Origin of the sequence: Flavitalea sp. (assembly GCF_035489435.1) — a bacterium.
Classification (GTDB): Bacteria; Bacteroidota; Bacteroidia; order Chitinophagales; family Chitinophagaceae; genus DATHKG01.
In genome coordinates this window covers 24,719-48,961 of record NZ_DATHKG010000029.1, presented here as the reverse complement: position 1 = coordinate 48,961, position 24,243 = coordinate 24,719, and the positions used below count along the sequence as shown (strand labels likewise).

Here is a 24,243-nt window from a genome sequence, read left to right as displayed (position 1 = left end):
AGTATTTATCATTTAACTGTATTCTTCGAAATCACCGGTAACTTAATCAAGGATGGGTATTTCGATGAATGATGTATTTTGTTCTCCACCACCACTCCTTTTGATTCATCATAATTGTTGCCGCCTGTGTTCAGGTTCCGGTCAAAACGCGGGAAATTACTGCTCGAAACTTCAATCCTGATCCGATGACCCGCTGCAAAAAAATTGCTGGTGACCATCGGGCTAAGATCCACCTTATAGACTTTCTCTTTTTCCATCATCACTTCCTTGTCGTAACCTTCGCGATAACGCAAACGCTGGATGGTTTCATCCAGGTTGTAGGCTTTGCCATCGGCGTCCACATCGATCAGTTTTAACGTGATATCGGTATCCAACCCCGTCGAAGAAACAAATAAAGTCGACTCGATAAAACCGGTTATCTCCACGCCTTCTTTTAATGGCTCGGAAGTATAAACCAGTATATCATCGCGCAACTCCATTTCAGATTGATCAAAGGCTCCTCCCTGTACTGCAGTACCGGTGCAGCATACATTACCACCATAGGATGGAACAGGATTCATGGGATCGTATTTAAATCCATCAGCCAGGTCCTTTGCACCAGGCTTTTTCAGCATCAGTGTACCGTCTCCATTCCTGGTATTTGCTTTGCCACCACTGTTCAGATAATATGTCCTGGTTTCGGTATTTGGCAAAGGAAAACTTTCAGCCTGTTGCCATTTATTAATACCCATTGTAAAATATCGCACGCGTGGATTGGTTTCTTTGAACTTATTATTTTCTCCCTTTAGTAACATATCGAACCAACTCCAGGTAAGTTCATCATAGTTCAGGCGTGCATCACCCATACTGCGTTGACCAACAATGGTATTTTCCGTAGCGCGTTTATAAGAACAATGGAGCGTTGGAGCAATTACCAGGTACTGGTTATCAGCAACGGCCTTACTTTTTGCACTGTTTCTTACATGATTAAACAGCGCAATATTCGGCGCCGAAGAAACATCATACCAGGATACGAACCAGTAAGCCGGAACTTCCAGCGGCATGTTGTCATGATAAAGACCACCCTTAAACCAGGCCGTGTCATTGGGTTTGCGGGCAATCATTTTATCATAGATCCCAACCGGACCCTGTGCATTTTTGATTATGTCTTTTACAGGAAGATGCCTGAGGCCTGCAGCCCAGTCAACCCTTGGCATTTCCGGTCCCATATCATAAAAGCGTTGCAGACGGCGGACGTCTTCCTGTGTAACATCCTTTGGCAGGCGTGGTTTGTATATGTCGTCCTGGGTTCCATATAGCCAGGCAGTAAAAAGCATTTGTTGAGCACCACCTCGGTACCAGTTACCCTGTTCCATAAACTTTCCAACCCGGCCAATTCCAGCTCCAAAGCTTTGTGCCACCATAGCTGCAAGCGCAGGATGATTTTGAGAAGCCACAGCCATCTGCCATTCAGCAGTAGAAGAACAACCGATTAAACCAATCTTACCATTACTCCAGGATTGTTTTGACATCCACTCAAATGCATCATAGCCATCTGTAAGAGGTGTGCCTAGTATATCCCATTCTCCTTCTGAAAAAAACCGGCCGCGTTCATTCTGTACCACCAATGCATATCCACGGCTTACCGCGTTATATGCTTCTTCCAGTGTACGGGTTGTCATTTTACCATCTATCCAGGTATTGAAATTATATGGAGTGCGGGAAAAAATAATCGGTGCTTTCGCATTTCCTTTCGGACGATAAATATCGGTTGCCAGCCTGACGCCATCCCGCATGGGCATCATCACTTTTTGATCTATGATAGCTATTGAATCTAGTTTACGGTAAGCAGCGGTAGTGTCTTGCGCGGATAGTACTCCTGTTACCAATGCAAACAGGAGGGACAGCATGATTTTTCTCATATTGCTAAGATATGGAATGCGTCAGCTTTTTACCTGGCGAAGCCAATGATTTTTTATAGATGTTTGTTGATGCTTTACCAGCCGATATCCGGGCTTTGAATATTTTTATTGAATAATTTATGATCTTACTCTGTTTTCAGACTCTTCACCGGGTTTGCAAGAGCGGCTTTTATTGAATGAAAACTGATTGTAGTAACGGCAATCAAAATCGCAGTTAGGCCTGCAGCACCAAATACCCACCAGCTTATGATAGCCCGGTATTCATAAGATTGCAGCCAGTTATCCATGATTAACCAGGCCAACGGAAATGCCACCAGGCAGGATATAATCACGAGTTGCAAAAATTCTTTTGACAAGAGTACCGTCACACCCGCTACAGTTGCGCCAAGCACTTTTCTTATGCCGATCTCTTTTGTTCTCCTTTCGGCAGTATATGCTGCCAGCCCAAACAACCCAAGGGCTGAAATCACTATGGCAAGGCCCGCAAAAATGCCGGAAATTTTGCTCAGCAGTGTTTCCGTTTTAAACAGTTGGTTGAACTGTTCATCAACAAATTTATATTCCAGGGGATAAGCGGGGTTTAACTTCTTCATTACGGCTTCAATTTTTGCCAGGGAACTTTCTGTTTCAATATTGTCTTTCAGCCGGAGGTAAAGAAAATTCTGATTTTGAGGAGGTTTACAAAAAATAATCAACGGGTCGGCCTTACCAAAGATATTTCCATAAACATAATCTTCCACTACCCCTATTACTGTCATGTCGGAAAACACACCGTTGTCATTTCCGCGTGGCGATTGTATAATCTGTCCCACAGCAGTCCCCGATCCCATCAACTTCTCCATTGATTGATTAATAATCACATTTGAATTTTCAGCAACAGGATTATTTATGAAATCCCGGCCATGCATAATGCGCATGCCCGATACCGCTATGAACTGGGGACTCACATGACGGTGAGCAATAGTCGTTGATTCCCCGCCCGGTTTACCTTGCCATTTAAACCTGCTATCAGTATTTCCCCCAACAAGTGTTGAATGGTCAGCTAGTGCAACATCCTGGATGATACCGGTCTGGATCAACTGATCCCTGATTATCGGGAAAGTCTTTGAAACATCCTGCTGCGGGTTTATCTCGATCAGGTTTTCGCGGTTGAAGCCAAGTTTCCTGTTTTTGACATGGAGTATCTGATTGTAGACAATAACAGTGCTGATGATAAAAACAACAGAAACTACAAATTGTGTAACTACCAGCCCTTTCCTGATATAAACTGCGCTGCTGTTTTTGCCTCTTAACCCTTTTAATACTTTCGTTGGATTAAAGGATGATAAAAACACCGATGGGTAGATACCTGCAGTGATGCCGCAAACCAGCGTGATGACCATCATCGCGAGGATATGATTTGGATTGCCAAAATCCGGTTGCAACGTTTTTTCCATCAGCAGGTTGAAAAAAGGAAGGGTAACCGTAATGATGATCAGCGCAAACAGCATCGCGAAAAACGACATCATAAGGGCCTCTCCCATAAACTGCAGTATTAATTTTTTGCGTCCGGAACCAAGCACCTTGCGGACACCGACTTCTCTTGCTCTTTTCTGGCTGCTTGCGGTAGCCAAGTTCATAAAGTTTATGCAGGCAATCAACAAAATGATCCAGGCAATGGTTACAAACATATTTACCTGTTTGATGCGACCTCCACCTGTTTCCTGCCCATTGGCAAACTCATTATATAAACGCCATTTTGCCATTGGAAATAAAAACGCTTCCGCTTTCTGATCCGATGCTTTTTGTTTGATAAATCCTTTTAAGAGTGAATTTACATCTTCAACATTTATGCTGTTCTCAAGCTCCACATAGGTAATAGGGCCATAACTACCCCAGTCCACAGCATCGCTGATAGACTTTGTGTTCTTTAATTCATTCGTAATAATCTCATAAGGAGCCAGCCATTCAAACTGGAGGGTGGAATTTTCCGGCAGATCTTCAACAACAGCGCTGATTACATAATCCTGTTTGTTATCTATGCGCACAACCTTACCAACAACATTTCCTTCATTCCCAAAAAGTTTTTTGGCGCAGCTCCCGGTAATTACCATTGAATACAATTGGGGGAATGGATTTGAAGCATTGCCTTTTAAAAAATGAAAGCTAAACATCCGGAATAAAGAAGGGTCGGTATATCTGCCCAAACTATACAATGATTTATCACTTGTATTAACCAAAAGTCTTTGTGCGTTATCTGAATATCTTGCTGCATCTGCAATACCGGGAATTTCAGTCTTCATTGCGGCTGCCATTGGTCTTGGGGATGAATATATGGTGAAGAGATTTCCAGCCAGTTTCAAATTTACTTTCAGTTCATAAAGCTTTTCAGCTTTTGCGTTATTTTTATTATAGTTGAGTTCGTCTTCCACCCAAAGAAATATGAGTCCGGCGCAGGCGATTCCGATCCCAAGCCCAAAAATATTCAGGAAACTATAAGTTTTGTTTTTCCGGATGCTACGGAAAGCAGATTTTAAGAATTGGCTTAGCATGGCGAAGTTTTATTATCGGGTAACTTACAACCGTCGTGCCGTTTTGCAATTACCTGTTGAACAGAGAATTAGCAAACTGGTTTTAATTAACCCGTTCGAAAGCGGACATTATCCGTACAGATTTGGACAGGAGTAGTTGTGGCTGTCTGGATGTGATTATCATTTTGAATGATCTATCCTGGATGCCCGGTGCAATACCATAGTCCCTCCAATAATTGCCCAAACATTTACAGCGTGTAATAAGCGCCGTTATAATTAAAACTGGCGGTCGTATTTTCCTATCGAATATACTTGCTTGAATAACAGAATTTCATTTTTAGAACATTTGTAGTATTTTGCCTCCGATCATCCCCTATCATTCATCCCCACCCTTTTTCCAAAAAATGAACCTAATCCATTGTAGACTGCGCATTGCGTTGAAAACCCTTATTGTATTACTCATCGTCGCTGTAACATCAAATAAGGCTAAGGGCCAGATTATTACTACTATGGCAGGTGGGGTCAGAGGAGATGGAAAAATCTCAACCCTCATAGCACTAACCAATGTTCCTGCAATTGTTGCTGACCAGAATGACAACTTATTTTTTTATGACAAACAACACCGGAGTATCCGAAAAATAGATGCCGTCACCGGACTTGTTTCAAAGATTGCCGATACTGACCATGAGATAAAAAGTGATATCTATGGAATTTATTTTGTTACAAATAGCGTTGTCACTATGGCCCTCGATGGCAAAGGTAGACTCTATTTTGCCGATGCAAACTTTATAGGACGGGTTGAACTTTCAACCGGTGCTGTTTCGTGGTATGCAGGCAAGGATAAAATTTATGGTGGAGACAACGGTGCAGCGGCTAACGCAGGCTTTGCAAAAATTTCGTCAATTGCCATTGATGGCAACCAGCAACTATATGTTGTCGATAATTCGAGACTCAGGAAAATAGATCTAAGAACTGATATCGTAACGACTGTTGCAGGAACAGGTATTGCTGGCGGCGACGGAGATAATGGGCCGGCCACATCCGCAACAATTTTACCCGGGCCCGTCGCATGCGACTATGCCGGAAACATATTCCTGGTACAAAACCGGAAATCAATCAGGAAGATAACTGCTTCAACCGGATTGATCTCCACAATTGCTGGCAGCACTTATGCCGATACAGCTTTTTCGGGAGATGGAGGAAATGCTTCAATGGCAAGGTTTAACAGCATAAACGCCATGACCGCTGATAGTGCAGGCAATCTGTACATCAATGACAACACGCGTGTAAGAAATATAGACACCAACAATATTATCAATACGGTAGCTGGGACAGGTTCGCCGGTTTCTACAGGTGACAATGGCCAGGCAACGCTCGCCTCTTTTCCAAAAAGTTCGGCAATTGCAGTTTCCCCTGCTGGCAATATTTATTTTGAGGATATCAACGGTAGCAACTCTATCCGCAAAATCAATATTCACACAAAAATGATCAGCCGTTATGCAGGCAACGGCACGATTGGCACTTCGGGTATACCAGGACCAGTTTCACAAGCACAGTTCTATGAAACTTCTTATATAGCAGTTGATCGTCATGGCACAGTCTTCTTATCAGATCCCTTCAATCATAAGATTTACAAAATTAATCAGGCGACCCAGATGGTCACTGTGGTTGCCGGTACGGGTATTAAGGGCCTGAATACGGACAACAATACACCTGCAGTAAATGCCAGAATTTCTACACCAAATGGACTTTGTGTTGACAGTTCGGGTAACCTTTTTTTTATAGAAGAGAATATTAACATCAGGAAAATTGATGGACGGACCGGTTTAATCAGCCATGTTGCGGGCACAGGTCTTTTAGGATTGTCAGGCGACGGAGGGCCAGCAAATAAAGCATCTTTGTTTCTTCCTTACCACCTTGCCATAGACTCTGCCGGTAATCTTTTTATTGCAGACATGGCTAGTAGCCGCATCCGGAAAATCAATGCAGTCACAGGCATCATCAATACAGTAGCCGGCAGTGGTGAACGTGGGTTTTCCGGCAACGGCTCATCAGCCCTTGCAGCAAGTTTTGACTATCCCCGAGCTTTATGCGTTGATCCTTTCGGAAATATTTATGTAGGGGATACCTATAATTATATGGTACGGAGAATTGATGCGCGTACAGGTATCGTTACTACCGTGGCAGGAAACAAAACACCTGGATGGTCAGGTGATAACGGGCTGGCAAACGTTGCTACCATCGGGGAACCCTTTGGCCTGGTATCAGATCGATTGGGAAATATTTATATCGCGGCTGCTGGTGTTGTCAGAAAATTAGATGTTAACACTGGAATCATCACAGGAGTCGCAGGCACTTATCCTTACCTTGGATATAACGGTGACGGCACTGCGGCAAATACAGCAAAGCTATTTAATGCGCTGGATGTCGGTATCGATGGTTCAGGAAACTTGTACATCGCTGACCAGCTTAATTACCGTATCAGGAAAGTTACGCCACCGTCCGTTGAACCTTTCAAAGGATATATTCATGGTAAAGTTTTTTATGATCAGAATAACGATGGAATCAGGAACGGCTCCGAAAAATACGCAGATGGAATTGAGATTTCATCAAAAGGCAACAGCCATGAGTTGAGAACTATATCAAAAAACGGAACATTTATTTTGCAGACCGACACGGGTTTTTATGAAACAAAACCATTAGCACAGGAATATTTTGCTTCAAGGCCTTCATCGACCTGGAGCGAACTTCGACCTGGTTCGGCCACCGATACTGTTGAATTTGCACTGCTTGCAGTTGACAACAAACATGATATCGGTATCTATTTCCAGTCCACCAGTGCGGCAAGGCCTGGGTTTAAAACAACCCACGAACTCCGATATTATAATCAGGGAAATAAAGTCGCCGAATCAGTAAAACTCACGGTCATAAAAAGCAGTAAAACCGATAGCATCGTTTCTATACCAATGTATTCCTTTGCTTCGGGAGACACATTGGTGTGGCAACTGGACCCAATTGAGATAAACAGTACCAAATCAATCTTAATAAGTTCCACAATACTGGCACCACCGGCTGTTAACATTAGCGATACATTATTTTATCGTGCATTCATAAGTCAGGACAGCCTGGATACCAGGCCATCGAATGATACTGCTATGTTACGCCAATTGCTAACCGGATCATTTGATCCGAATGACAAAGCAGAAATACATGGAGGGATCATATCTCCTGAATCATTAGTTTCAGGAGAAACCCTTCAATACACCATTCGTTTCCAGAATACCGGGACCGACACTGCATTTACTGTTGACATAAGAGATACGTTGGATCTTATGCACGATCCCGCAACGCTTAAAATGGTGGCAGCCAGTCACGATTATCGTCTCTCAATTAAGAATGGCAACCAACTCAGCTGGAGGTTTGACAATATTTTGCTACCCGACAGCAATGTTAACGAACCTAAAAGCCATGGCTTTGTAGTCTTTAACGTTAAGTTGAAGCCAACAGCCGCTCTTGGTGAAATCGCCCGCAACAAGGCAGCTATTTATTTCGATTACAACCTACCCATCACTACTAATACCGTTACTACTAAGGTAAAAAAATTGCCGCCTTTACCAGGAAAGCCTGTCACTAATTTTCAATCAGGCATTTATTGCGGCATGCAGGCTGGACAAACATATAAGATCCTTAATGTTCCGGTATCGGCCAGGCCAGAATTGATTGTTGACGGTAAACCTTTACCTGTTAACTCAAATGGTGACTTTGTTTTACCAATAAACAGTATGCAACCCGGTGAACATCTTATTCGTATCCGTTTTTCAAATGAATCAGGTGAAGCTTCATCCGTTTTTCCTTTTAAACTCATTCGACCGGTTGTACCAGAACTCCAAATAATTGCTGACAAGAACGTCCTGATCCATAACGAAGAGTCCGTAACAATTACTTCCATTGCGCGCCAGGGAGGTGGGACAGATCCATCTTACCTGTTCGCTCTTGACAGGCAATTCACTAAGGTACTTAAAGCCGAAAGTTCAGGCAACATAGTAAGCATCAAAGCTGCTATACTGGTTGAAAAAATAAACTGGATTTATGTGCAGATGAAAACCAGCGAAACATGTTTCACAAATGCCACAGTTACAGATAGTATCATCATCACAAAAAACCTTACAACAACTGCTTTGGTTGATCCGGATAACCCGTTGGCCACTATCAATGTATTTCCTAACCCGTTCTCTAACACCATTTATGTTTCAGGACTTTCACCTATCAAGTCGTACAGTATACAGTTATTCGATACAAAAGGAACAAATCTGCAAACAACTATTTCAAGGAATGAGCAAACGGTAACTCTCAAAACAATACAACTCCTGCGAGGTACTTATTGGATGAGAATCTCTGATTTAAAAACAGGAAAAATGGTAGGTACTTTACGGATGCTAAAAGTTTGATGTACCAAAAAAATAAGTGAATTTTAATTATAGCCTTTCACTCTCGTGTGTTGTGATCTGCAATTCCGTTTGTTCATGCCCGAGATCTACAACCGGTGAATCCACGTTATGATGATATTCATATAATCATGTTTTTGTTCCCGACAATAGTTTAAGGATCCTTGCGGTCCGAATTGCGATGCTATTCGTTTCTCAAACTTTTTACCGGGTTGGCAATGGCCGCTTTGATAGCCTGGAAACCCACCGTAACCAGGGCGATTGCCAGCGCTGACAAACCTGCTGTTACAAACAAACTCCAATTAATGGTGATCCGGTAAGCAAAATCTTCCAGCCATTTATTCATACTCCACCATGCAATCGGAAAAGCAATAAAAGCAGCCAGCAAGACCAGTATGATAAAGTCTTTGGAAAGCAAAGCGACAACTCCCTGTACTGAAGCCCCCAATACTTTTCTAACACCTATTTCTTTTGTGCGTCTTTGCGCCGTATAAGTGGCCAGGCCAAACAAACCAAGACAAGCTATAAAAAGAGACACACCGGTGAATATACCAACCACCGTTCCCATACTTGCTTCGGAACGGTATTGCGTCTCAAACTCGCTGTCTAAAAAACTAAAGTCGAATGGTGTGTTCGGTGCAAAGCTTTGCCATTTATCTTCAAGTTCTTTTAGTTTATCACTAACGCTTCCTGGCTTCAGTCTTACGGAAACATAGGAAAGTCCAAGATTATAAGTATTGGACGAAGTATGAAACAAAGCAAAGGGAGCCACTTTATTGCGCACCGATTCTATACTAAAATCCTTCACTACACCAATGACGGTAAACACTTGTGAATTGCCGGGATAATTCAGCACTTTACCGACCGGGTCCTTCCATCCGATTTCAGCTGCAGCAGTTTCGTTTAAGATGACTGAAGATGAATCCCGGAAATTCTTTGAAAAATTTCTTCCTTTTAAAACCTGGACCTGCAGGGTCGGAATAAAATTTTCATCAACCATAAATGAAGAAAGCCCGATCTCCGTATCTACCGGTTCATCACCATTAGATGAACCAGCAACATAACTATCACCGAAATTCACTTTTGTAGGGATGCTTGAACAGACGGTTGCACTTACAACTCCTTTAAGTTTGGTCAATTCCTGCCGGAATGCCTCTTCACTGTTGCCCAAACGGTCGGTATTTGCGATGACTACTACCCTTTCCTTATTCAAGCCAAGATTTTGATTCCTGGCAAAATCCAGTTGCCCGAATACAACAAGGGATGCGATGATCAGGACTATGGAGACGGTAAATTGAAACACTACTAAACCATTACGGATAAAATTATTTCCACCTTTTAAAGGGAAAAACTTCATTCCCTTCAGCACAACCACCGGCTTAAATGAAGTAAGATATAGTGCGGGATAGCTGCCAGCAAGAAGACCAGTAAGCAGAAAAAGCCCAGTTACAAAAAGCAAGGTATAATTTCTAAAAACCAGGCTGAAAGAAAAATCCTTACCGGTTACTTCATTAAAAGGATGAATCAAAACAAGAACGAGTAACAAAGCCACAACTGTTGCTATCGCACTATACAATAAAGCTTCTATAAGAAATTGTTTTACCAATTGCTTTTTCAGAGAACCTAACACTTTGCGAATCCCAACTTCCTTTGCCCTTTTTACGGCCTGTGCAGTGGACAGGTTCATAAAATTGACACATGCGAGGATGATGATGAAAAGGGCTATAATGGAAAAGATCCGGATGTATTTTATATCACCCAGGGTGGTTAAACGCGAAGCCGTACCCATACCAGCCGAATAAAGATGCACCGATGTAAATGGTTGCAGGTGATACTCAAGTTTGCCGCCCTTTTTAACAAATTCATCGTATGATTGTCCACGTTTAAAAGCATGCGTCTTAACCATTACCGGGAATTTCGACTCCAGGTTTTCCATGGCTGCTTTATTTACCGGCACATTATCCCGCAATTTTACATAAGTACTTACCTGCAGCCATGACCAGTTCCAGCTTCGCTTTTTTACTACAGGATAAGATGAAACAGGTGCCAGCATATCAAATTGAAAAGAAGATTGAGCCGGGATATTTTGCAGGATGGCTGTTACAGTAAATGGCGTTTTATCATTATCAAACAACAGGATTTTCCCAATGGGGTTTTCTTCACCGAAATATTTTTTTGCAGTTTGTTCTGATAAAACAATTGAATTTGACTTATTGAGGCAGGTTGCCGGATCACCTTTAACTACCTGGTAGCTGAAGACCTGCAAAAAATTTGAGTCTACGGCGAGGATACGCTTTTCAGTAAAATAATTCAACACCTCTTTTCCTTCCTCGTAACGCACCATAATATCACCGGGACGGTAAATCCTTGCAAATGTCTCCAATTCCGGGAAACTGGCTACCAGCGCCGGCCCCACAGCAGGAGCCGTATTGCCGGTCAGGAATTCATTACCATTATCGCTACCGGTCATATTGACCTGGTAGATCTGATCAGCTTCCTCAAAAAACCGGTCATATTTTAACTCATCCTGTATGTAAAAAACAATCAGCAGCACGGAAGCGATTCCGATAGCCAGTCCGGCGACATTGATAATGCTATTCGATTTGTTGCGGGAGATGGTTCTCCAGGCAATTTTGATATAGTTTTTTAGCATGGCTTGGCTTATTATAGTAATCAAATGTAAAAAAGCCCGGGATATTAAGCCGGGCTTTTTTATTTTTAGTTTTGATCCTCATCAGGGCATTTGATCCTTGTTCTATTTACGTATTTCCCAGCTTAAATGGTCGTCCTCATCAGGACAGTTGATCCTGATCACGAACTTAATTATATGTTTCCATCTTTGTTTTCTGTACGAAGCGTTTTGATCTTATTCATTACCCTTTCCGTTATCGCATCACAGTAAACAAGATTAAATTCAAAAACATCTGCCGCTGAATAAGATTTTTCGATTTCCTTTCTTAGCATTGTTTTTGCCCGGTTGAGACGAACTTTTACGTTTGTTTCACTGATCTGTAAAACATCTGCTGTTTCTGCGATATTGAATCCATTAATTTCCCTTAAAGAAAAAACCATCCTGTAATCCAATGGCACCTGTTGCAGGGCATTTTCTATGATTGAGCCAAGTTCCCTGTTCACTACCATCTTTGTTGTATCGCTATTTGACTGTTTTGAAAACACGGGTATTGAATTATCATTTAATTCTGTGGCTGCCTCATTTTTGAAACTAAATTTCTCTTTTTTCCTGTAACAATTATGAAGCATTATTTTAATTATCCAGGTTTTAAAGGATGCGCGGTTTTCAAATGTTGACAAATTCAAATAGGCATCTATTAATGTATCCTGCATCAGGTCTTGTGTATCCTCATGCCGGTAGCTATAAGAGCGGCCGGTTTTGTACAGGCACGCATTATACCTGCGAATAAGGATTTCAAATAGCCCTGATTCACCGGCCAGTATTTTTTCTATGATTGCTATGTCTGTATATTGCTCCGACTCTCCCATCCTGAAAATCGTTTGTTTATGCCGGGTTAAATTTTGCCATCCGCGCAAGGGAAAATGCACCAATAGCCATTACCAGGTCCCGTACAGCAACATCCAGGTAATTACCGCTTGCCAGTAATGTAAAGGCAATTAATGTTAACCAGGCTGCTACTATATATCCACCAATGGCGGGTTTTGCCAATACAATAAACCCGGCTATTATTTCAATTACCCCAACGATCATCATAAAGGTATGGGGAGCAAAGGGTAACAATTTCGCAAGATCCGGATTAAGATATTTTTCCCAATCAGTAAGTAAATTAGTGAATTTGTCTAGCCCGGCAACAATGGGGACAATACCATATGTTAATTTCAGGAAGTTGAAAGTGGACGTTGTTGGTTGGTTAAGTGCGATTGTTTCCATTTTTTTGAAGTTTGGTATACTTTCATGGAGACAGTGAACAATGAAAAGGTTACAATTGCCAGGGAATTTCTACCTGGTTTTCCTGAAGTCTGAAGGTCGGAAATGTGTAAATTGATAAAAAGCATTACTAAAGGAACCAATATCGCTATAACCACACATAAAGGAGACTTCTTTTATCGATTTAGTTGTTTTTAAAATGATTTCAATTGCTTTTATCATTCTTACTGTTTTCAGATACTGCAAAAATGAAATTTTTAATGTTGATTGAAACAAACGGGACAATGACCTTTTCCCAAGATTGAATTTTTTGCTTACAGATTCTAAACTGAGTTGTTCTGATATGTTTTTCTCAAGATGCCTCACGATCTTTTGCATGCGGTCATCGTCAGTTAATGGCAAAATGATAGGCAAAGACTTGTTGCTTATCCCGGGTAATAGCTTCTTCAATGAAATAAGAAATTCAAAATTATAGTCTTTAATAGTTACATGTTTCCCGTCCCACTGCTCTGTGTAGTTAATCATTTGAATCAATAACTCCCTTGCAGGGTATATGCCCAGCCTTTTATAAAACGGATTAGTGTGATCATCCAGGCCATAAAAATACAAAGACCGGAGAACCGTTGCAGAATGTCCTATCCGAAGAACGTGCTTTAATCCTTTCGGAATCCAGAAATAGTGGCGTGCCGGAACAAAATAAGTTTTATTAGCAATGGTAATGTACGCTATTCCTCCTTCAACATAGCTTAGCTGCCCCTTATTATGAGTATGAGCGGGAATTAACTTTTCGGATTTTTCATGCAATACAAATACCGAGTTAGGTCGTTTGTTTATTTCAGGCAATAATGCAATTAAGCCCATTAACATTAATTATTTAAGCAAGTTAATCGATTTGGCTGGAATAACTAAAGACGGTCAGTATTATTAGAATGAGCCCCATTACTTCCTGCCTGAGCGCCTTATCAAAATTAACATGATGTTAAGATTGGCCTGAATGAGCAAATTTTTGTCTATTTATCTAAAACGTCTTAACGTATTTAATGGTAATTTTGCCTGGTATGAGTGAGAGCATCCAAATGAAGAAACCTGCTACTTTGGCCAAAGTAGATCAGAATAATTGTGGTGAATTAATCTGGTGGTCGATTCACTTCGGCATTACTCCGGAAAACATTCTATCAATCATTAACAAAGTCGGGAATTCAACGGAGGAAATCAGAAAATATCTTCAACATTGTAAAAAGAACTCTTAACTATCTGATAAATATTATGCCTCCCCTGATAGAAATAAAACGAGCTTATGACAGGCCTCTCAAAAAGGATGGGTTTAGAATATTGGTTGATAGAATCTGGCCAAGAGGGATAAAAACCGAAGTAATTGAAATTGATGAATGGGCTAAAGACATAGCGCCTTCCCCTGCTTTAAGAAAATGGTTTGGGCATGACCCCAAATTTTGGAATGAATTTCAAAGAAAATACAAATCTGAACTAAAAAAGAATAAAGGTGTTGATGTCTTTGTGGACAGACACAAAGATAAAAAATTAGTGACGCTTATATACGCCGCAAAAGATGAACATCATAATCATGCCTTAGTGTTACAGAAGTACCTGCAAGAGCGATATGCTGACAGTTAACAAAACATGGCAGCACTCAATTTACGCTTATCACCTTGTTTAATTCAAAAGCCTAAACATCAAATGTCCTTTTCAAACTTCTGCCTTTCTTTAAGTGGAAATGAAAAAAAAGCAGAGGCAGGCAGATTAATTCCTTTATGACTGGACGAAATAATGATGAAAAAAGGAAGACAACAAATTATTAATCTTGATCAATGCAAATAGATTGGATCAGGATTAACTGTAACTTACCTTTTTGAGTGACATCATTTACTATTTGACCTATGCAAAATCCAGAATCATTCCTCCATCGTTATAAACAAAATAACAAACTCAGTATCCGTCTTATTTCACCGACATTCGGGCACCTTGCTTCCGAAATAGTTGGCATATATGGGCCCACACACCGCAAGTCACACTATTTTTTCATCTTTATGATAGAAGGCCTCACCCGGCATGGCGTAGACCTTCACGAATATGATATAAGAAACAATGAACTTCTTTTTATCCTCCCCCACCAAATCCACAAGCTTCCATCCACAAAAAAAGGAACCGACTATTTCAAGCTAGGTTTTGATGAAAACTGTCTATCCCTCCTACCAAAACAATATCCTTTCCTCATCAACCCTTTTAACAAGCAAAAGATTCAATTTTCTTCTTTACCTGCGGCAAGGGTGAAATCTGTATTTGAAATTCTCCAGGAATTGTTAAGCGCGATGGATACAAGTCCTGACATAATCCTGGCACACCTCAACAGCCTTTTTACAGAAATCAACGCAGCTTATTTTGCTACTGATAAAAGCCCTGCAGACAACAGGCTGTCTACATATATCCGGTTCAAACTGTTTGTAGAAAATAATCTTACCGAACATACAACTGTTACCGATATCGCTGAAAAGCTCACGGTTGGTACCAACAGCTTGTACAGCATTGTTAAACACTATGCAGGAGTTTCTCCTAAAGAATTTATTACAGGTCGTCTCATGCTGGAAGCAAAACGCCGTCTCTACTATTCGGAAAGTTCCATCAAGGAACTCGCTTACGATCTTGGATTTAACGATCCAGAATACTTCGCCCGTTTATTTAAAAAAGTAAACGGCAAAACTATCAGCATGTTCGTGCAGGATTTGTCAGGGGACTAATATGATTTGTCCGGCTCCTGTTCTTATGTTCTCGGCATCTTTGTTCAACAATAAAATTTAAATTATGAACAGAAGATTAGGAACAAACGGCCCTCTTGTATCAGCAGTAGGATTAGGATGTATGGGAATGTCCGGCGCCTATGGACAAAGCGATGATAAAGAATCCATAGCCACTATTGAAAGAGCCCTTGAACTCGGGCACAACTTTTTAGACACTGCCGATTACTATCGGATGGGACATAATGAGGAGCTCATCTCCCGGGCCATTAAAGGCAAACGTGACAAAGCTTTTATTTCGGTAAAGACCGGAGTACTCATTGCTCCCGGCCCTAACAAATCGATGGCACACGGGCCGGTAAATGGACATCCTGATTATATCCGAAATGCAGTAATGTATAGTCTTCAGCGGCTCAAAACTGATTATATCGATCTTTACACCCAGGGACGTGTAGACCCTAAAGTGCCTGTTGAAGACACAGTCGGCGCGCTATCCGAATTAGTTGAAAAAGGAGTGGTTCGTTACATCGGGCTCTCGGAAGCATCCACAGCGACAATACGCAAGGCTGCTGCCGTTCACACCATTACCGCTTTGCAAATTGAATACTCCCTCTGGAGCCGCGATATTGAGACCGAAGTGCTTCCAACAATCCGCGAGCTTGGGATCGGGCTTGTTGCCTATTCGCCCTTAAGCCGGGGCTTCCTAAGCGGTGAATTAAAAACACCGGAAGATCTTAAAGACAATCGCGTCAACATGCCACGCTTCCAGGGTGATAACTTCTTCAAAAACCTGGAGTTGGTGGAAAAAATAAAAACGATTGCAAAGCAAAAAGGCTGCACAGCATCACAACTTGCCATTGCATGGGTGCTTGCGCAGGGTGAGGATATCATTGCCATCCCCGGCACCAAAAGAATAAAATATCTTGAAGAAAACATCTCCTCCGAAAATGTGCAACTGACCAGTGAAGACCTGGGAAGCATCGAAGCAATTATGCCTGCCGGAATTGTTTCAGGCACACGCTACCCTGAAAGATTTATGGAACACCTGAACCGATAACACTATTAATAGGCTCCAAGTATTTTGTATGGACGAGTATCACTGGAAATCACCGGGGTAATATTGCTGCCATCGATGGAAGCTGAATAAATAAAACTTGTCCCGGTACTGCTTTCATACACGTCGAAAAAAAGCTTCGTACCATCTGGTGAAAGTTTGGCATTCGTACCATTCAGCTGGCGTCCGGCAGGCAAGGTAATCGGAATTTTTTTCTTGCCGCTCCCATCATAATTACAGATAATAAAACCATCAAGCTGGTCCTCTAAAAGAATGATGTTCTTTTGGGAAATATTGGTGCTATCATTTGTGACCACGGAAAGCTTCCCTGCACTTGTTACCTGTAGCCCGTCGCCGATCATTACACCGCCAAGGTTAGTAGAACTGGCCGCCGGCAAAATATATTCAGCCACCTGGGCAATGGCATCTTTACTACAACTAACCTGGAAGATTAAAATAGCGCAGGAAAAAAGGGTCAGGGCAAGGGATCCCATGAGTAATTTTTTCATTTGGATTGGATTTTGATTTAAATGCAATAACGCAGAAGATAAAAAAATATTATTTTCAGCCTAACAATCTCTATGAACCGACTGAATCAGCTCATAGACTTATTGTAATTAATTATAAAACGATATTGTTTTGCGGCTGCAAAACCGGCGGCAAATCAGTCTCCCCAAGCATCTCCCTTATATCAATCTCTACCGCCCGGCTCATTTGTGAGATGGGAACATCATTAGCATTACCTTCAAATGGATTCTCTGTGCTTTCACCCACCTGTTCCAATGATGTATATACCCATGAGATCAAAACGCTGAATGGTATAACAAACCAAACCATATTCCCTTTCAAAAACCCATCAATATTTTCATTCAGGCTACTGAATTCCCCCAGCAGGGAAAATGGAAGCAAAATGCAAAACAGTTTTACAAAAAGCGTATTTATGGTGGCATATTGCCTGGGGTAAGGAAAATTTTTGATTCTTTCACTCTTTCCCTGGTGGTTGGAAAATTCTCTTAGCGCACTATGCATTTCCATAAACCTGAAATTATCCAGCAAGCCTTCTGTATAAAGATTTGTCAGAGCAGTGCTTTGTAAGCTTAACAATTGAACTGCCTTATTATTTTTGGACATGATCATTTCCAGTTCGTCCTTTGTTATGTATTTCAATAATTCCTTTTCCAAGGGCGTTTCCAGTTCGGGAATAGTATAAAATTGTTTATACTCTTTGTTATATGATTTGTTTGTGGATTCCCAATTCCTGTGCACTCTGAGCTGGTATCGCAAAGCAGTAAGCCATGCGAAATGTCGATAGATAATTTCCCTGGACTTGTTGTCGTCCCCGATAAAATCCCGGCACATCAGTGCCCAGGATCGACTGGCGCTGATAGCAGCGCCCCAAATTGTCCTGGCCTCCCAGGTACGATTATAGGTTTGTACATTTTTAAACCCAACAATAAAAGCGGTAGCCGTACCCAGCAAGGCCACAACCGTCCACGGAACTGATATCCATTTTAAATCAAATACCTGGTACAGGACTGTAGTAATAATGCTCCACAACAGGAGCCAAATTATGCTTCTTCGCGTCCAAAAAAGAAATTCCGAAAGTTTATATGATTTTCCACTATGCACTTTAAGAGAATTATTTTAAGAGAGATATGAATTATGAGTTATGAATTATGAAAGAAGTTATTTAGTGGTGAGTTATGCATTTTCATTCATAATTGAAAATGATAATTGACAATTGAAAATGCTAAGCAGGGATGGCCGCATAATCATTATGGGATAAACCAGTTACCCCGGCTTATAATTGTCCGGCTGCACTGATGATGAAATCCGCTACTTTGTTTGGTTGGGAAATCATTGGAACATGGCTGGATGCAAGTTCGATCGTGGTTGCATTGATCAACTTCGTTTTGAATCGCTGAAGATCAGGGTTGATCATTCCGTCTTTTGCTGCGACGATAACCCAGGAAGGTTTGGTTTTCCATGCCGGGCTGAACACTTTCACATGGGTGGCTGATTCAGCCCAGTCAACCTGTGTAGCGTATATTACTTTTCTTTCTTCAGGTGAAGCGTCCTGGGCAAAAAACTCGTTGATACCTTTCAAAGACAAAGATAAAAAGCCCTCGGGACTGAGCTGGAACTCCGGTCCAACACCTGTTAGTGGCATCGCTGCATTAACGTCGTTAACATTTTGTCCTTCCTCTGGAACCAATGCAGCAATGTAAAGCAATCCGGCTACCTTTGGATCTTTTCCCGCTTCGGAAATCACCATTCCACCATAGGAGTGTCCCACCAGCAGTACGGGGCCGTCCATTTGAGCTATGGCACGCCTGGCCGCAGCAACATCATCAGTGAACGAAGTGAGTGGATTTTGAGCAGCAATAACGTTGTAGCCTTTAGCCTGCAATTGTGTGATGACCTTCGACCAGCTGCTGCCATCCGCAAAGGCACCATGTACAAATACCACGTTCTTTATCCCTTTTTTGTTTGGTTGAGATTCTTCATTTTGTGATAACATAAAATTTTGTTTTTTGATTTTAAAATTTAGCTCTAACTGAGGTTTGTGAAGATTTATTCATTTTCCTTCACGGTTGTTTCCCCGTACGGCTGATCTTTCATTCGTATGCCATCATCCAGGAACTCACCGCCATCAGTTATATTTATTTCGTGCTGATCCGGATATATGCTTTCCTGGATTCCTTCTGGCAAAGTCACCTCTTTGTAGGAATCTCCTTTTTGAGGAGAAAGGATTGTATTCATGTTAAATCCTTTTTATCATTAGAAAATAAGAATACCTATTGCCTGGCGTATCGCTGTGTAGCTGATCGGTTTTTCACGGGGACACCGCGCCGACTTGGGGTTGTCCCTTGCACGAACGGGTGGAAAGTGCAAGCCCCTTACAGCCGCCTCAACGAGCTGACACCCGTCATCTTCGTTACGAAGGCACTGATCGAATAAACTTTACCTACCTAACTAACTACCTAACTAACTAACTAACTGGGTGCGGAACCAATCTTCATATTTAATTTTTCCAAGACGTGGATTTTCGCCTGGTACAAGCGCGTCATCATTCAATTCGGTTCCGAAATAACGGGCATGCTCATCCGCTATCAAGTGACGTGAATCTTCTGTAGCATCCAGGTAGTAGCGAATAAATTCATACATCGGCATACGTACCGGACCTGCGACTTCAACAGTAGTATTTAAGGGTCCACCAAGTACAATTTCCACCAATGCATTTACTACCTCTTCAGAAGCGATTGGTTGTACCGCACCTGTTGATATGTGAATCTCTTCGCCCATTGTGCCCGACTTTGCTATACCCGCAGCAAATTCAAAGAATTGTGTGGAACGCAAAATCGTATACGGAATACCGGATTTTTTGATCAGTTCTTCCTGCGCAAGTTTTGCACGTAGATAACCACTTTCCGGCAAACGTTCAGCACCTACCACCGATACTGCAACATGATGCTGTACACCCGCTTTAGTTTCTGCAGTCACCTGGTTATTGGTTGATTTTTGAAAAAACGCCAGAACTGCATTGTCTTCAAATGATGGCGAATTTGAAACATCAACAACAACATTTGCGTCCTTAACAGCTTCATCAAGGCCTTCACCAGTAATTGTATTAATACCTGAATTCGGTGATGCCGCTATCACTGTGTGACCAAGCTGGCGAAACTTGTTTACGAGATTTGATCCAATAAGTCCGCTACCGCCGATTACTACGATTTTCATTTTTTTGTGTTTTTAATTTATTTTATGATTGGTTTACTAAGTGCCTATATGATTGATAAGTATTCAAAAACTGTATTAAAAAACCCAGGTTGATTTCATTGTTTATCCTGCTATGAAAGTTTCAATGCTTCTTTGATAATAGTTGCCGCCTGCAATAGTGCCGTTTTAATAGCAGGAGTTTCTGCTATTGGATTCAACAAACCGTAATCATGAATCAATCCACCATACCGGGTTAATGTTACAGCAACCCCGGCTTCATTTAATTTCCTCGCATACGCTTCGCCTTCATCGCGCAGCACATCATTTTCTGCAGTTTGAACTAAGGCGGGCGGAAGTCCTTTCAATTGTTCCAAAGTTGCCTGCAACGGTGAGGCGTAGATTTCTTTCCGTGCATTTTTATCGGGCAAATAATTATCCCAAAACCAGATCATCATGTTTCTTGACAGAAACCTTCCCTCACCCAGTTCTTTATATGAACCGGTTTCAAAATCTGCATCAGTTACCGGCCACAGTAATACCTGGAGCTTTATTGACGGACCATCTTTTTCCTTTGCCATCAGAACGACAGATGCGGTCATATTTCCACCTACACTATTGCCAACAACAGCAAGATTTTTTCCATTCACCCCGATTTCATCTCCATGCCCGGACACCCATTTTATAGTAGCATATATCTGATTAATGGCGGTAGGATAACGGGCTTCGGGAGATGGAGTATAGTCTGGAAAGACTGCATCAGCCCCGCTTTCCACAACAAGATCTCTTACTAATCTCCTATGTGTCGGGTAATCTCCCAATACCCATCCCCCACCATGTATAAAAATGAATACCGGCGCACCTGGACCGGCGCCTATTGGTTTTGTGATATGTATCTTGAGATTTTCTCCGTCCTGGTTTATCATTTTCTCAGATTCTTCAATACCTGAGTAATCAACTGTGGTTGAATTTTGTGCATCAACCAGCACTTTTCGCGCATCTGCGGGGCTCAGTTGTTCTATAGGTTTACCTGTACCTGAATTAAGTACTTTCAGGAACCCTCTTATTTCTTTAAAAATGCGTGGATCGTTTTCGGCTTTTAGTGTTTGTTTGGGCTGAGCCATAAATATTGTTTTTAAATATGAATAATGTTGTGAATGCCGTGAATGTTGTGAGTGCCGTGAGTGTTGTGAATGTTGTGAATGTTGTGAGTGTTGTGAATGTGGGAGTGCTGTGAGTGTTGTGCGTGTTGTGAATGTTGTGAGTGTTGTGAGTGTTGTGAGTGCCGTGATTATTGGAAAATGATTTTCATGATGGAATAATTTTTTACTTGTTAGCCGCTTGCTATTGTCGGGTGATTTTGCAGCTTCTTTATCATATCAACACCGGTGCTTTCTGAGGATGCGCCATACCCGTCCACTATGGTGCCTTTTACTCCACCAGGAGCAGTTAGCGCATAGACGACGGCGTTATCTCCAGTCCTGGAATCTCCTTCAAAATGGTAGACTTCGTCTATATGAAATTCTTCTTCGTTTAGCCGCAAATCCAGGTTGCTGCAGTACAGGCAATCTGACTGCGGTTCAAAGTCGGCTTCATAACCTCTTTTCCTGAGATCATCCATAGCATCGACCAGTGATTCATAATTTTGCATAATATTTTAGTTTTAACTTTGATTGTTTGTATTCTCCCAAGGTTATTCGAATTGTAGTTTTTGTGTCATTTCCGGGCTAATGTTGTCTTCATAAACGAAACATGCATCTATGAGAAAACCTTTGAGTCCGTCAATTGAAGAAATGGCATAGAGCGTTCTGTCTCTGTCAGTATTCAAAGTATCTTCGAAATGGTAATATTCGTCTACCATGAAACTATCGGGCATAATCCAGCGGTTCAATTCTATGCAATTGACACAGGTTGTTTCTCTTCTGAACTTAAGCTGGTAACCCCGCGTTTTGAGACCTGCGACTATTTCACCAATTGAATCGGGATTGGGTATTACCTGTATCGGTATCAACAGTTTTTCCTGGTGTATCATTACAATAGTTTTAGTACTGGTGTATCTTTACAATAATTTTATTAATTGTTAAGCATGCTGCGAAAAACTACAATAAGTCTTCCCTGGATCCGGCTGCAACACAGTCTTCAGTATAGATCAATGGCTTATCAGTGAATAATTATTTTTGCTGACAATTGCTTTTACTGTCAGACTTATTTCAGCCTGATTAAAAGTTGTTATTGAAAAAATATTAGGTTACGGTGCTGTAGCTCAAGAGAATGTATTTCCTTCCGGTTCTCTATCTCATTTCCATCCTTATGAGGAAAATTCTTTTGTGTTATAACGAAGATCTATGCCAGTTTTTTAGATAATTGGTTTGCAATACTTTAATATTTTATCAATGAAATACTTTATTGCTATATCAATAATTATTGAAAAAATCCGTAGGTAGACTGTTGAACATGAATGTTTTATGGTTCGGACAAATAACTGTTGTAAATTTATTAATAATTAATAAAAGTTTATTCATTGTTAATAAAAGTATTAAGCAAATCAAATAAAACTTCATTGAAAGCAAAGATTCTGATAGTAGAAGATCAATTTATTGAAGCGAAAAGTCTCAATGTTATCCTCACGAACGCAGGTTATTCCACTTGTTCTATTGCACGATCAGTTACTGCTGCGTTATCAATCATTGAAAAAGAAAAACCAGACTTGGTGTTAGTTGATATTTTTCTACAGGGAGAAGGCACCGGTATTGATCTTGGTAAAATACTTAATGAAAAAAATATGGCCTTTGTCTATTTATCTGCCAATTCCAACAGGCAGATACTGGAAGAGGCAAAAACAACAAAGCCTTATGGCTTTATGGTCAAACCTTTTCGTGCGAAGGATGTATTGATTATGCTAGACGTTGCCTTGTACCTGCACAAAAACCGGGTGACTGAAAAAATCAATATTCCTTCCTCACAAAAAACCGCACCCATTGTCCTTCCCCCTGAATTCAGTCACCTCGTTGGCAGGAGCCAAAAATTTCTAGAATCACTTGAACGCGCCAAGATGGTTGGGTCTACAGATATCTCCGTACTGATACTTGGCGAAAGTGGTACAGGAAAAGAATTGATTGCTCATTCGATTCACAAGGTTTCCGCCAGGCGTCATAAACCATTCATCGTTGTTAATTGCGGAACATTGCCAGCTAATCTTATCGAATCTGATTTGTTCGGGCATGAAAAAGGCTCTTATACCGGAGCCGTTAATAAAAGGGAAGGTAAGTTTGATCTGGCTGATGGTGGAACAATTTTCCTGGATGAGATCGGCGAGTTACCGCTTGAACTGCAGGTCAAGTTCCTGCGGGTATTACAGGAAAGAGAAATTGAACCTGTTGGAGGCAAGCCTAAAAAGATTAATGTACGGGTGCTTGCAGCTACCAATAAAGACCTGGAAGAGGAAGTAGCAGCAGGACGCTTTCGCATTGACCTTTATTACCGGCTTAACGTTTTCCCTTTACTATTGCCATCGCTGCGGGAAAGAAAAGAAGATATACCGCTATTGGCAAATCATTTTTTGAAAAAGTATAGTACTGAAGAAGGAAGACGAGTCCCTGAACTGTCCATAGAAGCTACAAAAATGCTCATGCAGTATCAATGGCCGGGCAATATCAGGGAATTAGAAAATACTATCCAACGAAATGTGGTGTTTGCAAAGGGCGATTTTATTGAATCACTCGAAATACCAGCTTCAAAAAATACGGCCACTGTGATCCCGAACAATCACAACGGATTCAAAACCATGATAGAAAACGAACGTGATCACATACTTGCGGTGCTTGAAAGCTGTAACTGGAAAATATCCGGCAAAGGTGGCGCCGCAGAAATTCTTGATGTAAACGTGAACACGCTGAACTCAAGAATAAAAAAACTGGGCATTGAAAAGGACATAATTGCCAGGAAAAATAATTAACCATTTAAAG

20 protein-coding genes are annotated in these 24,243 nt (G+C 41.3%); 6 read left to right on the top strand and 14 right to left on the bottom strand.

Features of this window, described 5'->3' with window-relative positions:
- Window positions 1–8: 8 nt before the first annotated feature.
- Together VK664_RS05300 and VK664_RS05295 are read right to left on the bottom strand one after the other, a co-directional pair.
- Complete coding sequence (locus tag VK664_RS05300; protein WP_461397578.1) at window positions 9–1,901, bottom strand: CocE/NonD family hydrolase; 1,893 nt, start codon at window positions 1,899–1,901, stop codon at window positions 9–11.
- 125 nt (window positions 1,902–2,026) lie between these two features.
- A complete protein-coding gene (locus tag VK664_RS05295) occupies window positions 2,027–4,432 on the bottom strand; it encodes an ABC transporter permease (protein ID WP_461397577.1) in 2,406 nt (801 codons plus the stop codon).
- A gap of 383 nt (window positions 4,433–4,815) precedes the next feature.
- Between VK664_RS05295 and VK664_RS05290 the strand changes: the two genes are divergently transcribed.
- Entirely contained in the window at window positions 4,816–8,859 is a 4,044-nt protein-coding gene (locus VK664_RS05290) for a DUF7619 domain-containing protein (RefSeq protein WP_461397576.1), read from the top strand.
- 181 nt (window positions 8,860–9,040) lie between these two features.
- Here VK664_RS05290 and VK664_RS05285 read toward each other — a convergent pair whose 3' ends face one another.
- From VK664_RS05285 to VK664_RS05270, 4 genes are all read right to left on the bottom strand, one after another.
- Entirely contained in the window at window positions 9,041–11,509 is a 2,469-nt protein-coding gene (locus tag VK664_RS05285) for an ABC transporter permease (RefSeq protein WP_461397575.1), read from the bottom strand.
- Window positions 11,510–11,679: 170 nt separating this feature from the next.
- Window positions 11,680–12,357 (bottom strand): sigma-70 family RNA polymerase sigma factor, encoded by a 678-nt coding sequence (locus tag VK664_RS05280; RefSeq protein ID WP_461397574.1) that lies wholly within the window; start codon window positions 12,355–12,357, stop codon window positions 11,680–11,682.
- A gap of 16 nt (window positions 12,358–12,373) precedes the next feature.
- Entirely contained in the window at window positions 12,374–12,760 is a 387-nt protein-coding gene (locus VK664_RS05275) for a hypothetical protein (protein WP_461397573.1), read from the bottom strand.
- 69 nt (window positions 12,761–12,829) lie between these two features.
- A complete protein-coding gene (locus VK664_RS05270) occupies window positions 12,830–13,618 on the bottom strand; it encodes a helix-turn-helix domain-containing protein (RefSeq protein ID WP_461397572.1) in 789 nt (262 codons plus the stop codon).
- Window positions 13,619–13,797: 179 nt separating this feature from the next.
- Here VK664_RS05270 and VK664_RS05265 point away from each other — a divergent pair, with 179 nt between their 5' ends.
- From VK664_RS05265 to VK664_RS05250, 4 genes are all read left to right on the top strand, one after another.
- Window positions 13,798–14,007, top strand: coding sequence for a DUF3606 domain-containing protein (locus VK664_RS05265; RefSeq protein ID WP_461397571.1), 210 nt, complete (start codon window positions 13,798–13,800; stop codon window positions 14,005–14,007).
- Between the two features lie 16 nt (window positions 14,008–14,023).
- Complete coding sequence (locus VK664_RS05260) at window positions 14,024–14,389, top strand: DUF488 domain-containing protein (RefSeq protein WP_461397570.1); 366 nt, start codon at window positions 14,024–14,026, stop codon at window positions 14,387–14,389.
- 263 nt (window positions 14,390–14,652) lie between these two features.
- A complete protein-coding gene (locus VK664_RS05255; protein WP_461397569.1) occupies window positions 14,653–15,510 on the top strand; it encodes a helix-turn-helix domain-containing protein in 858 nt (285 codons plus the stop codon).
- A 64-nt stretch (window positions 15,511–15,574) separates the two neighbouring features.
- Entirely contained in the window at window positions 15,575–16,564 is a 990-nt protein-coding gene (locus tag VK664_RS05250) for an aldo/keto reductase (RefSeq protein WP_461397568.1), read from the top strand.
- A gap of 5 nt (window positions 16,565–16,569) precedes the next feature.
- On the opposite strand, the gene VK664_RS05245 is transcribed toward VK664_RS05250, so the two are convergent.
- The 8 genes from VK664_RS05245 to VK664_RS05210 form a co-directional block, all read right to left on the bottom strand.
- On the bottom strand, window positions 16,570–17,070 hold the full coding sequence (locus VK664_RS05245; protein WP_461397567.1) for a hypothetical protein: 501 nt from the start codon (window positions 17,068–17,070) through the stop codon (window positions 16,570–16,572).
- Window positions 17,071–17,182: 112 nt separating this feature from the next.
- A complete protein-coding gene (locus VK664_RS05240; RefSeq protein ID WP_461397566.1) occupies window positions 17,183–18,118 on the bottom strand; it encodes a bestrophin family protein in 936 nt (311 codons plus the stop codon).
- A gap of 244 nt (window positions 18,119–18,362) precedes the next feature.
- Entirely contained in the window at window positions 18,363–19,082 is a 720-nt protein-coding gene (locus tag VK664_RS05235) for an alpha/beta fold hydrolase (protein ID WP_461397565.1), read from the bottom strand.
- Between the two features lie 53 nt (window positions 19,083–19,135).
- Complete coding sequence (locus tag VK664_RS05230) at window positions 19,136–19,324, bottom strand: hypothetical protein (protein ID WP_461397564.1); 189 nt, start codon at window positions 19,322–19,324, stop codon at window positions 19,136–19,138.
- A gap of 225 nt (window positions 19,325–19,549) precedes the next feature.
- Window positions 19,550–20,302: an SDR family oxidoreductase gene (locus VK664_RS05225; protein ID WP_461397563.1), complete on the bottom strand. Its 753-nt coding sequence runs from the start codon at window positions 20,300–20,302 to the stop codon at window positions 19,550–19,552.
- A gap of 110 nt (window positions 20,303–20,412) precedes the next feature.
- Window positions 20,413–21,402, bottom strand: a complete 990-nt coding sequence (locus VK664_RS05220) for an alpha/beta hydrolase (RefSeq protein ID WP_461397562.1) — start codon at window positions 21,400–21,402, stop codon at window positions 20,413–20,415.
- A gap of 209 nt (window positions 21,403–21,611) precedes the next feature.
- A complete protein-coding gene (locus VK664_RS05215; protein ID WP_461397561.1) occupies window positions 21,612–21,929 on the bottom strand; it encodes a hypothetical protein in 318 nt (105 codons plus the stop codon).
- A 42-nt stretch (window positions 21,930–21,971) separates the two neighbouring features.
- On the bottom strand, window positions 21,972–22,310 hold the full coding sequence (locus tag VK664_RS05210; protein ID WP_461397560.1) for a hypothetical protein: 339 nt from the start codon (window positions 22,308–22,310) through the stop codon (window positions 21,972–21,974).
- 528 nt (window positions 22,311–22,838) lie between these two features.
- Between VK664_RS05210 and VK664_RS05205 the strand changes: the two genes are divergently transcribed.
- The gene (locus tag VK664_RS05205; protein ID WP_461397559.1) at window positions 22,839–24,233 is read left to right on the top strand and encodes a sigma-54-dependent transcriptional regulator; all 1,395 of its coding nucleotides are present in this window, start codon (window positions 22,839–22,841) and stop codon (window positions 24,231–24,233) included.
- Window positions 24,234–24,243: the final 10 nt, after the last annotated feature.

Coding starts and splice junctions, on each gene's coding strand:
- VK664_RS05280 (WP_461397574.1), bottom strand. CDS start 12,357: ATGGGAGAGTCGGAGCAATATACAGACATAGCAATCATAGAAAAAATA.
- VK664_RS05225 (WP_461397563.1), bottom strand. CDS start 20,302: ATGAAAATCGTAGTAATCGGCGGTAGCGGACTTATTGGATCAAATCTC.
- VK664_RS05250 (WP_461397568.1), top strand. CDS start 15,575: ATGAACAGAAGATTAGGAACAAACGGCCCTCTTGTATCAGCAGTAGGA.
- VK664_RS05285 (WP_461397575.1), bottom strand. CDS start 11,509: ATGCTAAAAAACTATATCAAAATTGCCTGGAGAACCATCTCCCGCAAC.
- VK664_RS05230 (WP_461397564.1), bottom strand. CDS start 19,324: ATGAATACAATCCTTTCTCCTCAAAAAGGAGATTCCTACAAAGAGGTG.
- VK664_RS05295 (WP_461397577.1), bottom strand. CDS start 4,432: ATGCTAAGCCAATTCTTAAAATCTGCTTTCCGTAGCATCCGGAAAAAC.
- VK664_RS05290 (WP_461397576.1), top strand. CDS start 4,816: ATGAACCTAATCCATTGTAGACTGCGCATTGCGTTGAAAACCCTTATT.
- VK664_RS05235 (WP_461397565.1), bottom strand. CDS start 19,082: ATGTTATCACAAAATGAAGAATCTCAACCAAACAAAAAAGGGATAAAG.
- VK664_RS05220 (WP_461397562.1), bottom strand. CDS start 21,402: ATGGCTCAGCCCAAACAAACACTAAAAGCCGAAAACGATCCACGCATT.
- VK664_RS05270 (WP_461397572.1), bottom strand. CDS start 13,618: ATGGGCTTAATTGCATTATTGCCTGAAATAAACAAACGACCTAACTCG.
- VK664_RS05210 (WP_461397560.1), bottom strand. CDS start 22,310: ATGATACACCAGGAAAAACTGTTGATACCGATACAGGTAATACCCAAT.
- VK664_RS05265 (WP_461397571.1), top strand. CDS start 13,798: ATGGTAATTTTGCCTGGTATGAGTGAGAGCATCCAAATGAAGAAACCT.
- VK664_RS05215 (WP_461397561.1), bottom strand. CDS start 21,929: ATGCAAAATTATGAATCACTGGTCGATGCTATGGATGATCTCAGGAAA.
- VK664_RS05245 (WP_461397567.1), bottom strand. CDS start 17,070: ATGAAAAAATTACTCATGGGATCCCTTGCCCTGACCCTTTTTTCCTGC.
- VK664_RS05275 (WP_461397573.1), bottom strand. CDS start 12,760: ATGGAAACAATCGCACTTAACCAACCAACAACGTCCACTTTCAACTTC.
- VK664_RS05255 (WP_461397569.1), top strand. CDS start 14,653: ATGCAAAATCCAGAATCATTCCTCCATCGTTATAAACAAAATAACAAA.
- VK664_RS05300 (WP_461397578.1), bottom strand. CDS start 1,901: ATGAGAAAAATCATGCTGTCCCTCCTGTTTGCATTGGTAACAGGAGTA.
- VK664_RS05260 (WP_461397570.1), top strand. CDS start 14,024: ATGCCTCCCCTGATAGAAATAAAACGAGCTTATGACAGGCCTCTCAAA.